We start from the raw sequence: 13,648 nt of genomic DNA, 5'->3' as shown, positions 1-13,648 counted from the left end.
TCCCCACTGGAACGTTTTACTTGGCTGTTGGCATGCTGAATTCAGGCCCCTTGGCGATGCTGTCGGGCCAGCGCTGCATCACGCTCTTGTAGCGGCTGTAGAAGCGAATGCCTTCTTCGCCATAGGCGTGGTGGTCGCCAAACAGCGAGCGCTTCCAGCCGCCGAACGAATGCCAGGCCATCGGCACCGGAATCGGCACGTTGATGCCGACCATGCCGACCTTGATGGTGCGGGCAAAGGCCCGTGCGATACCGCCGTCGCTGGTGAAGCACGACACGCCGTTGCCGAATTCATGGGCGTTGATCAGGGCCACGGCACTGGCGAAGTCAGCCACCCGCACGATGCCCAGCACCGGACCGAATATCTCCTGCCGGTAGATACTCATGTCGGTGGTGACGTTGTCGAATAACGTAGCGCCGACGAAGAACCCAGCTTCAGCGCCGGGCACCGTGAAGCCGCGCCCGTCGACAATCAGTTTCGCACCCTGGGCCACGCCTTCGTCGATAAAACCTTGGACCTTGGCCTTGTGTTCCGCGGTCACCAGCGGGCCCATTTCGCTGCCCTTGTGCATACCGTTGCCGACCTTGAGCCGGTCGATGCGCGGCAGCAATTTGTCGATCAGCTTGTCGCCGACATCGCCGACCACCAGCGCAATCGAGATCGCCATGCAGCGCTCGCCGGCCGAGCCGTAGGCCGCGCCGATCAGCGCGTCGGCGGCCTGGTCGAGGTCGGCGTCGGGCATCACGATCATATGATTCTTCGCCCCGCCCAGCGCTTGCACACGCTTGCCGCGCTGGGTCGCCTGCTGGTGGATGTACTCGGCAATCGGCGTCGATCCGACGAAGGAAATCGCCTCCACGTCCGGGTGCTGCAACAGGCCATCCACGGCACTTTTATCGCCCTGCACCACATTGAACACGCCATCGGGCAATCCGGCCTGGGTCAGCAGACGGGCCATCAGCAAACTGGCGGACGGATCACGTTCGGACGGCTTGAGGATGAAGCAGTTGCCGGTGGCCAATGCCAGCGGGATCATCCACAAAGGCACCATTACCGGGAAGTTGAACGGCGTGATCCCTGCGCACACACCCAAGGGCTGGCGCAGGTTCCAGTTGTCGATGCCGCCGCCGATGTTGTCGCTGAAATCGGTTTTCAGCAGGTTGGGCGCGCCACAGGCGTATTCGACGATTTCAATGCCACGGGTGACTTCGCCCCTGGCGTCGGAGAACACCTTGCCGTGTTCGCGACTGATGATTTCGGCCAACTCGTCATGGTGCTGATCGAGCAGTTCCTTGAACTTGAACAACACCCGCGAGCGGCGCAGGGACGATTGCTCGGACCACGCCGGAAATGCTTTCAGCGCCGAGGCCACCGCTTCATCGACGGTCTGCTGGCTGGCCAGAGCGACCCGCGCCTGCACTTCGCCAGTGGCCGGGTTAAACACATTGCTGAAACGTTGGCTACCGCTGTCCTGCACCTGGCCGTTGATGTAATGGCCGATTACCTGGGCGTTGTTCATTGTTTTTGTTCTCCGTCGAATTCGTTATAGGTCCAGCAGCCAGCTGTGCCGAGGGTCGTTATGGAAGTGCCAGGCGCGCTTGGGGCCGGCCATCACGTTCAGGTAATACGACTCGTAGCCGTAGGGCACGCTGACCGGGTGATAACCCTTGGGCACCACCACCAGATCGCTGTTTTCCACGGCCATGGCCTGATCGATGCTGCGATCGTCGGTGTAGACCCGCTGGAATACGAATCCCTGGGGTGGATTGACCTGGTGGTAATAGGTTTCTTCGAGAAAGCTCTGGTGTGGCAGGTCGTCGGTGTCGTGCTTGTGGGGCGGGTAGCTCGACGAATGACCGGACGGCGTGCGCACTTCCACCACCAACAGCGAATGCGCCGGCTCGCTGTCCGGCAGGATGTCGCACACATAACGGGTATTGGCGCCTTTGCCGCGCACGCTGCGCTTGCACTGTTCGGGACGAATCAGCCGCGGCGCAAAACCCGCTTCGACAGCACCCGGCGCAGCACAGACGGCGAGTTGCACATCGCTCAGGGCGGTGACCTGGGCGTGACTGCCCGGTGGTAGATAGGCCGCAAAAGGTGATTTATCTTCAAACACCGACTGGCGATCACCGAGGTTCTGCCAGTTGAAACCGTCGCCTTCGATGTTGACTCGACCGCTGAGCAGCACCAGGCACAACTCTTTGTCCGCGGCGCTGACCGGCAGGGTTTCCCCCAGGCGCAGGCGGTAGGCGGCAAAACCCACGTAGGCAAGGCGGCCCTCTGGCAGCGCAACCATGGTTTGCCCATGCGGGCTGCTTTTGACCAAGAGACTCATGGTGCCGTGCTCCTTTTTGCCAGCGCCTCGTTCAACAGCGAACGCAGGGTGTCGTAGCCTTTTTTCGCATAGATATAACTGGGCGCCACGGCTGGGTCCTGCTCGGCTTCAACCACCAGCCAGCCCTGATAACCGGCGGCCAGCAACACATCCAGCAGCTCGGCGAAGTCGATATCGCCATCACCCGGCACGGTGAACGTGCCGTTGACGATGCAATCGGGAAAGCTCCATAGCTGGTTGCGGGCCAATTGCACCACTGACTTGCGCACGTCCTTGAAATGCACGTGACAGATACGCTGCAAGTGTTTGCGCAGCACCTCGACGGGCTCGCCACCGCCCATGTAGCAGTGGCCCGAATCAAACAGCAGGCCGACTTCCGGCCCGGTGAGACTCATCAGTGTGTCGATGTCTTGCGGTGACTCGACGTAAGCGCCCATATGGTGGTGGTAGGCCAGGCGCACACCTTGGGACAGGGTAAAGCGCGCCAACTCGGTGAGTTTGTCGGCGTACACTTGCCACGCCTGCTCAGTGTGAAAACGCGGGCGCTCGATCAGGCGAATGGGTGAACCCTGGATCGAGTCGGCGACTTCGCCGTAGACCAGCACCGTCGCGGCGTTTTCCTTGAGCAGTTGCACATGACTGGCGATCGCGTCGATTTCTTCGGCCACCGAACGCCGGGCCAAGCGGCTGGAGTACCAGCCAGACACCAGCGCCAGGTCGTAAGGACGCAACACGTCGCCGACGCCCTTGGCATCCTTGGGAAACTTGCCGTTGAGTTCAAAGCCTTCATAGCCGATCTCCTTGCCTTCGCTCAACGCGGTGCTCAGGGGCGTTTCACCGCCCAGGGCCGGCAAGTCGTCGTTGCTCCAGGAAATCGGGTTGATGCCAATACGGATTGCGGGCATGGCTGCACCTTTTATTGTTTTACGATGGACCTGAGGACAGACGCTCTGTAGGAGCGAGCTTGCTCGCGAAGATCCTGAGAGCAACCGGTTCATTCAGGTTGCCGGCGTTATCGTTAACGATTTTCGCGAGCAAGCTCGCGCCTACAGGCTCGGGAATCGCGCCAGGCATTGATCAGTTGTTCAAAGGTGCCTTGCACTTGCTGGATCAACATCTCGTCGTCAATTTCACCTGCCATCCACGCTCGGCTCGGCTCCTGGAATATCGTGCGGCCGACGGCAAACCCGCGACAGACCTGGCTCTGGCTGGCTTGCTGAAAGCCCTGCGCCAGACATTCCGCCGACGCATTCAGCCCCAGCAACACCACGCCACGGCAGTAGGGATCACGCGCTTGAATCAGCTCATCGAGTTTTTTCCACGCCTCGGCGGACTGCGCCTCGATCTTCCACCACGCCGGGTAAATACCCAGGTTGTACAGGCGCTTGAGACTGCGATAGAGCACATCGGGGTAGGTCGAGGGGTGATCCTTGGGCGGGATGATTTCCAGCAGCAGTTCATGACCGCTGACCAGTGACGCCTCATACAGGCCCTTGATTTGCGCTTCCTGCTCGAGGCGCAACAGCGGTTCGTCATCGGGGTGAAATTGCACCAGGCACTTGATGATTTGCTCTTGGGGCCAGGCGATCAGGTTGCTGCCAATCGAGCGACCCTGCTCAAACGCCAGCGGTCGCGAGCCTTGCACCTCCACCGGGCGAGCGACCCACCAGCCGCGACCGGTGGCGGCGTTGAGCGCATCCTGGCCAAAGCGCTGATCGGCCAGCAGCCCCACATCAGCCTCGATACCCGCCTCGTGCAATTTGCGCTCGACGCGCTCTACCGCCTGGATAAACAGCTGTTTGATGGCGCTGATACGCGCCGGGTCCTGACCGCCCTTTTGTGCCAGTTCGAGCAACTGCCAGCGATGGTCAAAGGCGAAGATGAACAGTTGCTTCCAGTTTTTGCGCGGCACGCTGACCTGATGCAGGCGTTGCAGCACAACGTCCTGATCCGGCCGCGTGATCGGCACCGGGCTGTTGAACAAATAGTCCAGCTCCGCCAGCGTCGGCATGGCCGGCGCACAGGCGTGACGGGAAACCACCAGGCCGCCGCAGGCATTGGCCAACTGGCTGCAACGCTGGTCACTGGCGTCGTTCAACCAGCCACTGAGGAAACCTGACATGAACGCATCACCGGCGCCCAGCACATTGAGCACTTCGACGCGCACCCCGGGATAGATCGCACCGTCTTCCAGGCGCGCAGGAATCGCGCCATGGATCACCGTGCACCCCTGCGGACCCAGCTTGACCACCAACGTCGCTGTCGACAGACGTCGTACGGTGCGCAGCGCTGTTAGCAGATCTTCGCTGCCACCGGCAATCAGGAACTCTTCTTCGGTACCGACGATCAGGTCAAAACGCGCCAGGATGCCTTGCACATGCTGACTGACGTTCTGATCGGCAACAAAACGGGTTTCGCCGTCCGCCTTGCCGGCCAAGCCCCAGAGGACCGGACGATAGTCGATGTCCAGCACCCGTTTTACGGCGTGCTTTTCGGCGTATTCCAGTGCCTGGAGACTGGCCTGGTAAACGCCCTCGGTGGAGAAATGCGTGCCGGTGACCAGCAGGGCTTTGCTGGAGGCGATGAAACTTTCGCTGATGTCTTCGGCCCGTAGCGCCATGTCGGCACAGTTCTCGCGGTAGAACACCAACGGAAAGGTTTCACGGTCCTTGAGTCCCAGCAGAACCATCGCGGTCAGGCGCTGCGGATCGACCTTGATGCCGCTGACATCACAGCCTTCGCGGGCCAGGGACTCGACGAGAAAACGCCCCATGTGGTCATCTCCGACCCGCGTCAGCATCGCCGACTTGAGACCCAGGCGTGCAGTTCCGAACGCGATATTCGCCGAGGAACCACCCAGGTATTTGGCGAAGCTTGAGACATCTTCCAATCGTGCCCCCACCTGCTGGGCATAGAGATCGACGCCCAGGCGCCCGAGGCAAATCAGATCCAATTGACGCCCACTGGCAAAACGAGTCTGGCCCATGCTGGCTCCTGTTATTTTTATCAGCCTGCGCCTGCCGTCGTGAAGGCGGCGACGCTCTTGGTGGATGCAGACTAAAACGTCCGGCGACACCAATCAATATTTATTCTATATATATTTTCCATGGAATAATTTTTCCATTAAGCTTTCATAGCGCTGTTTCTGCGCCGGTGCACCGTTTCAGCCGCGCCACAGGCCGCGATACCGAGGTTTTTTTTTGCGCCTACGCTGTAGACTTGCGCCGTACGCCATGAGTGCTCCAATAGTGTGTGCATGCCCAGGCCCGACAGCTGCTACGCGATACCTCTTATGCCCGTAACGTCAGAAGGATTTTTCATGCCCCGTACCGATCAGCAGGCCAGCCCTGAGAACGCCCCGGAAAATGATCCCGCCAGCCCCCCGATCAACGCCGAGCGCCTGCTACAGCTGATCACCGACGAGTATGAAAGCCTGCCACGCCAGCTCAAGCGTATCGCCAGCTACATGAGCCAGCAGAGCGACCGGATCATGGTCGATCGCATCAGTGATATCGCCCGGGAATGTGAAGTGCATCCCTCGGCCATCGTGCGTTTCTCCCAGCGTTTCGGCTTCAGTGGCTTCAGTGAGATGCAGTCGCTGTTTCGCGAGGCGTATACCCACAAGACCACGCCGGTTCAGAACTACCAGCAGCGCATCCGCAGCATGATCGCCAACAAGTCGCAGAAAGCCAGCGGCGGCGACCTGGCCCGGGAATGCGTGAATGCGACGTTGTCGGGTATCGAGCGCCTGGGACTTGAGCTGGATGACGCGGCTTTCGAGAAAGCCGTGGATCTTGTGGTCAACGCCGACAATATCTACGTGGTCGGTGTGCGTCGCTCGTTCGCCGTGGCTGATTACCTGGTCTACAACCTGCAACACACCAATAAACGCATCCACCTGGTGTCCGGCCTGGGCGGCAGCTACCGCGAACAGATGCGCAGCGTGCGCGCCAATGATCTGGTGATCGCGATCAGCTTTACGCCCTACGGCAAGGAAACCCAGCATTGCCTGCGCATTGCCCAGCATCACCAGGCGAAAACCCTGATCATCACCGACAGCAACCTGTCGCCGCTGGCCAAGCGAGCGAATGCGGTGTTGCTGGTGAATGAGGGTTCGTCGTTTGCGTTCCGCTCGTTGAGTGCAACGCTGTGCCTGTGCCAGGCGTTATTTATCGCGGTGGCTTATCGGTTGGAGTTGAAGGTGGATGAGATTCATGAGCAGGTCGGGTTTGAGGACTGAGACCAACCGCGCGCAAAAAAAGGCCGCCCTGCCAGTGCAGAGCGGCCTTGGTCAAGCCTGACGGATCACATGAAGATCGCGATCAGGATAATGATCGGAATCGGGATGCCGAGGAACCACAGCAGTAATGAGCGCATAACGTTCTCCTTGAATTAACGAACAGGTGGCAGCGAAGGATCGGTTTCCAGGTACACCACGGCGTCCCGGCGGCGACCACCGAAGGTCGCGGCGAAGCTGGCAAAAAACGCACCGCACAGTAGCGCGACGAACATCCACAACGCGGTCCAGGCGGCCACGGTGCTGGCCGTGTCGGCCGCTTGCTTGGCCTTCAACTTGGCCTCTTCTACGGTTTTGCGAGCCTGCGCATACACCTCGTCGACCCGACGCTCGGCGTCGGCCTGGGTAAGGTTGGTGCGCTGGCTGATCAACTGCGCCAGGTAGGCACGGTCTTGTGGCAGCAGCTCACCGTCATTCTCCAGCGTGCGGGTAAAAATCCGCGCCGCGACGGCATGCACCGCATCGTCGCTGGTGGCGGCAGGACGGTCATCGCGGAACAGGCTGTCGACGTAATAGCCGAAGTTTTCGCCATTGTTGCTGGCGGCCTGGCTCAACCCGCTGGCGGCACCCGATGCGATGCTGGCGCCGGCTTGCACACCGCCACTGACGATGCTGCTCACCGAGCCCACCACCAGCGTGGCCGTAATCAAGGTGGCCACCGCCCACGCGAGGAAGCCATGGGTGTCGCGGAAATACACTTCATCGCCATGCAGATTGGCCCACCGGACCCGCAACCGTCCGGCGATGTAACCGCCCAACCCGGCTGCAACGATCTGCGTGAACGCCAACCAGACGATCGTCGAAATGCCCAGGCCCTTGGCACTGACACCGCTGTCGGCCCACGGCGACACTGCCGAAAAACCCAGGCCAAAACCTAACAGCACGAGGATCAGCGAGAGCGCTGCGGCCGCCGCCGCTCCGGCAAAAATCGCTCCCCAGGAAACCCCGGAAAGCGTGCTTGACGCTTGCAGTGTGGATGAGGACGTCATCATTGTTGTTATGCTCCTTGGATGGAAAATAGTGTCACACCTCTCAAAAGAGACAGTGCAGGCAACGTGCCATCCAAAACGGAATAAAAAATCCATTTATTTCAACTAGTTAAATAATTTGAGCTTTCGGCAAGCGTGCAACTTGCAAGACTCACAGGTGGGCAACAGGTTTTCTGCACGCTCCCGTCGCCATGGCAGCGGTCGAGCGCCAGCGACGCTGCGTCTACAAACATGAAGTTTTTTTTAGCAAGACGCCGGGCGTTTCTTGGCAAAATGCTGGTACTTCAGTGTGAATGGCTCACCAGGTATTACTTATGACGCGCATTTTGACTATCGAAGACGACGCCGTAACGGCCCGCGAGATCGTCGCTGAGTTGAGTAGCCATGGACTCGACGTGGACTGGGTGGACAATGGCCGCGAGGGCCTGGCGCGAGCAGTAAGTGGGGATTACGACCTGATCACCCTCGACCGCATGCTCCCGGAACTGGATGGCCTGACCATCGTCACCACCCTGCGCACCATCGGTGTCTCGACGCCGATCCTGATGATCAGCGCCCTGTCCGATGTCGATGAACGCGTGCGCGGCCTGCGCGCCGGGGGCGATGACTATCTGACCAAGCCCTTCGCCTCTGACGAAATGGCGGCCCGGGTCGAGGTGCTGCTGCGGCGTAACAGTACGCTCAAGGCGTCAGATACGGCGCTGCGGGTGGCCGATCTGGAACTGAACTTGATCAGTCGCGAAGCCAGTCGCGCCGAGCAGCCCCTGAGCTTGCTGCCCACCGAGTACAAACTGCTGGAATTCCTGATGCGCAATACTGGACAAATCCTCTCGCGGATGATGATTTTCGAGGAAGTCTGGGGTTATCACTTCGACCCGGGCACCAATCTGATCGACGTCCATATCGGCCGTCTGCGCAAGAAAATCGACCCACCGGGCCTGACACCACTGATCCGTACGGTACGAGGTTCGGGTTATGTCATTACTGAACCCGTCTAAAGGCTGGCGTTCTTCCAGCAGCCGTTTGCTTGCGTTGTACAGCACGCTGTTCGTGGCCTGGAGCTGCATCCTCATGGGGGTGCTGTACTACGAAGTCTCGGGCTACCTGAGTAACCTCTCCCGCCACTCGCTCCTGCAGCGTCAACACCTGTTCCAGCGCTTCGAAGGCGAGCAACTGGTGGAAGCCCTGACCACCAGCATGACCTTCGACATGAAGGGCGTCGACGCCTACGGCCTGTTCGACGCGCAGTTTCGCCCACTGAGCGGGCCGATCCTGCACGTGCCACCGCTGCTGCCCCTGGACGGGCGCATCCACGCCCTGGAGCACTGCATCGAATCCCGCGACCCGACGCTGCCCCAGGACAGTTGCGACGCCGTGGCCACCCGCACCGCGGACGGTCGCTGGCTGATTCTGGTACGCGAAAACGGTTCGCTGTTCGGCGTCACCCGGATCATTCTGCATGCGCTGCTGTGGGCATTGTCGCTGACCATTATCCCCGGCGTCGCTGGCTGGCATCTGCTGCGCAGGCGTCCGCTGCAACGGATTCGCGGAATCCAGGCCAGCGCCGAAGCGATTGTCGCCGGCGACCTGACCCGTCGCCTGCCGCTGTCCAACCGGCGTGACGAACTGGACATGCTGGCGGCCATCGTCAACGCCATGCTCGATCGCATCGAAAAACTGATGCACGAGGTCAAGGGCGTGTGCGACAACATCGCCCATGACCTGCGCACCCCGCTGACCCGGTTACGGGCGCAGTTGTACCGGATCAAACAGCAGGCCGACGCAGGCTCGCCCCATGCCTTGCAACTGGATGAGGTAATCAGCGAGACCGACACTCTGATGGCACGGTTTCGCGGGTTGCTGCGCATTTCCGAGCTGGAGGACCATCAGCGCCGCTCTGGTTTCCTGAGCCTGGATCCGCTGCCTTTGCTTCGCGAACTCCACGATTTCTACCTGCCTCTGGCGGAGGAAGGCCAGATGGAATTGCTGTTGCAAGTGCCCGAATCGCTGCCATGGATCACCGGCGACCGTGCGCTGCTGTTCGAGGCGTTGGCCAACCTGTTGAGCAACTCGATCAAGTTCACGCCGCCAGGCGGTGAAGTGATTCTGAGGGCACTCAACGATGGCGGCAGCACACAGATCGAAGTCCTCGACTCCGGCCCCGGCATTCCCGCGGCCGAACAGGCGGCGGTGTTCCAGCGCTTTTATCGGGTCGATGAAAGTGATCAGCAAGGCGGGTTTGGTCTGGGCCTGTCGATTGTCGCGGCGATCGTCAACTTGCATGGCTTCAAACTGGAGGTGGGCACCAGCGAGCGCGGTGGCGCGCGACTGATGCTGGAATGTCGACAGCAATTGATGCCGCAAGCCTGAAAGGCAGGCGTAGCGCTAAAAGGCTTTAGCCTCGTGCCCCACGTTTTCGGTGGCCTGCCGGTACTGGCGCGGGGTGAATCCGGTCAGCGCCTTGAACTGTCGGGTAAACGCACTGTGATCGGTGTAGCCACACTGGAGTGCGACGTCGGTGATCGGCATATCGGTATGCAACAGACGGTGGGCATGTTCCAGACGCACTTTCTGGATCATCTGGCGGGGTGTCAGGTGGAACACGCGCTTGCAGTAGCGCTCCAGCTGCGCCACTGAAATACCGGCGATCCGCGTCAGTTCGCCCAAGCTCACACGCCGGTTGAAATGCGCTCGAATGTGCTCATCCACCGCCGCCAGCCGTTGATAGGCAGGATGCGTTTCGCTGGCCGACTGCAGGTCGACGGAAATGCCCGCCAACCCGATGATTGCGCCGTCACGGTTATACAGTGGCCATTTGTGGGTCAGGCACCAACCGGGCTCACGACTGCCGTACAGGTGCAATTCCAGTTGATCCTCCAGCACCAACCCTTGCTCCAGCACCCGCCGATCCTGCTCGGTATAACCGGGACCAAGCTGCGCGGGGAACACCTCGGCGCTGGTTTTTCCGAGTAGCGGCTGCAGGTGTTTCAAGCCACAGCGTTGCACCAGGGTGCGGTTGGCCATGACGTAACGCGCCTGGACATCCTTGATAAACATCGCCGCATTTGGAATCACGTCCAGCATCGGCAGCAACACTGTCACGCCCGCCAGTAACTGCTCGAGGGTCTGCGGGCGGTTCAAGTCGCTGCCTTGGCAAAGGTTCGCGAACGCATTCTGCATCATGACACTGACGTCCTCACTTTTCGGGTAGGCCAGGCGCCCGCCGAGCAACGCCTGGCCAGCAGATTGCCGGATCATCGCGAGCGTGTCGAGGACTCCTCCCAAGCGGTCGATTGTGCTGATTTCGTCATTTTTACCGCGCAAAACATCAATCGCGACGCCGTCGATGGGTTCACTGTAACGCCACTGCATGCCTATCCAAAAAACCACAAGAAGGCGCCGCCATGTCAGCCCAAGGCAAGTTCAAGAAACAGCTGTCTCTGATCGACCTCACCTTTATCGGACTGGGAGCCATCTTTGGTTCTGGCTGGTTGTTCGCCGCCAGTCACGTGTCGGCCATCGCCGGTCCGGCGGGGATTTTTTCCTGGATACTCGGCGGTTTTGCCGTGCTGTTGCTGGGTATTGTGTATTGCGAATTGGGGGCTGCTTTGCCCCGTGCCGGCGGTGTGGTGCGCTACCCGGTGTATTCCCACGGTCCGCTGCTAGGTTATCTGATGGGCTTTATCACACTGATCGCCTTCTCAAGCCTGGTGGCGATTGAAGTGGTCGCCGCCCGACAATATGCCGCCGCGTGGTTTCCCGAGCTGACCAAGGCCAGTTCCAGCGACCCTACTCCTCTCGGATGGTTGCTGCAGTTCGGTCTGCTCTGCCTGTTCTTCGTCCTCAATTACCGCAGCGTGAAGACCTTCGCCATCGCCAACAATCTGGTGAGCGTGTTCAAATTCATCGTGCCGCTGCTGGTGATCGGGGTGTTGTTTACCTTCTTCAAGCCAGAGAATTTTTATGCCCAGGGTTTCGCGCCGTTTGGCCTCTCGGGCATTGAAATGGCAGTCTCCGCTGGCGGGGTGATTTTCGCTTACCTGGGGCTGACGCCGATCATCTCGGTGGCCAGCGAGGTGAAGAACCCGCAACGCACCATTCCCATTGCCATGATCCTCTCGGTACTGCTGTCCACCGCCATCTATGTATTGCTGCAAGTGGCTTTCCTCGGCGGCGTGCCTACGGAAATGCTCGCCAACGGCTGGGCCGGTATCAGCAAGGAACTGGCGTTGCCATACCGCGATATTGCCCTGGCCTTGGGCGTGGGTTGGCTGGCCTATCTGGTGGTCGCCGACGCAGTCATCTCCCCCAGCGGCTGCGGCAACATCTACATGAACGCGACGCCACGGGTGATCTATGGCTGGGCGCAGACCGGGACCTTCTTCAAGCTCTTCACGCGGATCGATAAAAAGTCCGGCATCCCGCGCGCGGCGCTGTGGCTGACCTTTGGCTTGTCGGTGTTCTGGACCCTGCCATTCCCATCCTGGGAAGCGCTGATCAACGTGGTGTCCGCCGCGCTGGTGCTGAGCTACGCCGTCGCCCCGGTATGTGTCGCCGCGCTGCGTCGCAACGCCCCGGACATGCCGCGCCCGTTCCGGGTCAAGGGGATGAGTGTACTGGGCCCGCTGTCGTTCATCATCGCCGCGCTGATCGTCTACTGGTCCGGCTGGAACACTGTGTCCTGGCTGCTGGGGCTGCAGATCGTGATGTTTGTGGTGTACCTGTTGTGTGGCCGCCTGGTGCCGACGCAGCACCTGAGCCTGGCCCGACAAGTGCGCTCCAGCGCCTGGCTGATCGGCTTCTACGCGGTGACCATCGTGCTCTCGAAACTCGGCAGTTTTGGCGGCCTGGGCGTGCTCAGCCATCCGTTCGACACCTTGGTCGTCGCGGCCTGCGCGCTGGGGATCTACTACTGGGGCGCGGCCACCGGCGTACCAGCGCACCTGATTGAGCTCGACCACGAAGACGATGAAAGCGAAGCCGTGCTGCCCACCGCAGCGACGCCTATCGCCGGCACTCAACTTTCGTCTTGAAGACCCGCCAATCACTCAAGGGACAGGTTTATGAAACAACTACACGTGATTGACTCGCATACCGGCGGCGAACCCACGCGGCTGGTCATGCATGGTTTTCCCGAGCTTGCCGGCAGCACCTTGCCTGAACAGCTCGACAACTTGCGCACCGAGCATGACCGTTGGCGTCGCGCCTGCCTGCTGGAGCCTCGTGGCAACGATGTGCTGGTGGGTGCGCTGTACTGCGCGCCGGTTTCCGAGGGTGCCACCTGTGGGGTGATTTTCTTCAACAATGCCGGTTACCTCGGCATGTGTGGCCACGGCACCATCGGCCTCGTCGCGTCCTTGCACTACCTGGGGCACATCGCTCCAGGCGTGCACCAGATCGACACCCCGGTGGGCACCGTCAGCGCCACCTTGCATGAGGACGGCGCCGTTACCCTGCGCAACGTGCCCGCCTATCGCTATCGCCAGCAAGTAGCGGTGGAAGTACCCGGACACGGACGGATCCACGGCGATATCGCGTGGGGCGGCAACTGGTTCTTCCTGGTCTCCGAGCATGGCCAGACGTTGCACATGGACCACGTCGACAGCCTCACCGACTTCACCTGGGCGATGCTCAAGGCCCTCGAAGACCAAGGCATCCACGGCGAAGACGGCACCCTGATCGACCATATCGAACTGTTTGCCGACGACGACCGGGCCGACAGCCGCAACTTCGTCATGTGCCCCGGCAAAGCCTACGACCGCTCGCCCTGCGGCACCGGCACCAGCGCCAAACTGGCGTGCCTGGCCGCCGAGGGAAAGCTGGCGCCCGGTGAGCTCTGGGTGCAAGCGAGCATTACCGCCAGCCAATTCGAGGGCCGTTTTGAATGGGAAGGCGAACGCATCCGTCCCTACATCACCGGCCGCGCCTACATGACTGCCGACAGCACGCTGCTGATCGACGCGCAGGATCCCTTCGCCTGGGGCATTTGAAATGCCTCGGCTTGGCTTCAACAGACCTTTCCCA

The 13,648-nt window shown here is 60.7% G+C and carries 11 protein-coding genes; 5 read left to right on the top strand and 6 right to left on the bottom strand.

Going from position 1 to position 13,648, the window contains the following annotated elements; translation table 11 throughout:
- Positions 1 to 16: 16 nt before the first annotated feature.
- From BLU75_RS07820 to BLU75_RS07805, 4 genes are all read right to left on the bottom strand, one after another.
- Complete coding sequence (locus tag BLU75_RS07820) at positions 17 to 1,519, bottom strand: CoA-acylating methylmalonate-semialdehyde dehydrogenase (protein WP_084377980.1); 1,503 nt, start codon at positions 1,517 to 1,519, stop codon at positions 17 to 19.
- Between the two features lie 24 nt (positions 1,520 to 1,543).
- Positions 1,544 to 2,338, bottom strand: a complete 795-nt coding sequence (gene iolB, locus BLU75_RS07815) for a 5-deoxy-glucuronate isomerase (RefSeq protein WP_084377981.1) — start codon at positions 2,336 to 2,338, stop codon at positions 1,544 to 1,546.
- Complete coding sequence (gene iolE / locus BLU75_RS07810) at positions 2,335 to 3,243, bottom strand: myo-inosose-2 dehydratase (protein WP_084377982.1); 909 nt, start codon at positions 3,241 to 3,243, stop codon at positions 2,335 to 2,337. Before iolE ends, iolB begins: the two co-directional genes overlap by 4 nt.
- Before the next feature lie 113 nt (positions 3,244 to 3,356).
- Positions 3,357 to 5,324, bottom strand: a complete 1,968-nt coding sequence (locus tag BLU75_RS07805) for a bifunctional 5-dehydro-2-deoxygluconokinase/5-dehydro-2-deoxyphosphogluconate aldolase (protein ID WP_084377983.1) — start codon at positions 5,322 to 5,324, stop codon at positions 3,357 to 3,359.
- 333 nt (positions 5,325 to 5,657) lie between these two features.
- On the opposite strand from BLU75_RS07805, the gene BLU75_RS07800 reads away from it, so the two are divergent.
- Entirely contained in the window at positions 5,658 to 6,578 is a 921-nt protein-coding gene (locus tag BLU75_RS07800; protein WP_084377984.1) for a MurR/RpiR family transcriptional regulator, read from the top strand.
- A gap of 152 nt (positions 6,579 to 6,730) precedes the next feature.
- On the opposite strand, the gene BLU75_RS07795 is transcribed toward BLU75_RS07800, so the two are convergent.
- Positions 6,731 to 7,627, bottom strand: coding sequence for a hypothetical protein (locus BLU75_RS07795; RefSeq protein WP_084377985.1), 897 nt, complete (start codon positions 7,625 to 7,627; stop codon positions 6,731 to 6,733).
- A 311-nt stretch (positions 7,628 to 7,938) separates the two neighbouring features.
- Between BLU75_RS07795 and BLU75_RS07790 the strand changes: the two genes are divergently transcribed.
- Complete coding sequence (locus BLU75_RS07790; RefSeq protein WP_084377986.1) at positions 7,939 to 8,622, top strand: response regulator transcription factor; 684 nt, start codon at positions 7,939 to 7,941, stop codon at positions 8,620 to 8,622.
- Positions 8,600 to 9,994 (top strand): sensor histidine kinase, encoded by a 1,395-nt coding sequence (locus BLU75_RS07785; protein WP_084377987.1) that lies wholly within the window; start codon positions 8,600 to 8,602, stop codon positions 9,992 to 9,994. Before BLU75_RS07790 ends, BLU75_RS07785 begins: the two co-directional genes overlap by 23 nt.
- Before the next feature lie 15 nt (positions 9,995 to 10,009).
- On the opposite strand, the gene BLU75_RS07780 is transcribed toward BLU75_RS07785, so the two are convergent.
- Positions 10,010 to 10,807, bottom strand: a complete 798-nt coding sequence (locus BLU75_RS07780; RefSeq protein WP_172832095.1) for an AraC family transcriptional regulator — start codon at positions 10,805 to 10,807, stop codon at positions 10,010 to 10,012.
- Positions 10,808 to 11,028: 221 nt separating this feature from the next.
- Here BLU75_RS07780 and BLU75_RS07775 point away from each other — a divergent pair, with 221 nt between their 5' ends.
- Together BLU75_RS07775 and BLU75_RS07770 are read left to right on the top strand one after the other, a co-directional pair.
- Positions 11,029 to 12,657, top strand: coding sequence for an APC family permease (locus BLU75_RS07775; protein ID WP_084377988.1), 1,629 nt, complete (start codon positions 11,029 to 11,031; stop codon positions 12,655 to 12,657).
- 30 nt (positions 12,658 to 12,687) lie between these two features.
- Positions 12,688 to 13,614: a 4-hydroxyproline epimerase gene (locus BLU75_RS07770; protein WP_084377989.1), complete on the top strand. Its 927-nt coding sequence runs from the start codon at positions 12,688 to 12,690 to the stop codon at positions 13,612 to 13,614.
- Positions 13,615 to 13,648 lie beyond the last annotated feature (34 nt).

The organism is Pseudomonas mucidolens (assembly GCF_900106045.1).
Lineage (GTDB): Bacteria > Pseudomonadota > Gammaproteobacteria > Pseudomonadales > Pseudomonadaceae > Aquipseudomonas > Aquipseudomonas mucidolens.
The sequence above is the reverse complement of the archived record's forward strand: the minus strand, read 5'-3'. Positions and strand labels throughout refer to the sequence as shown.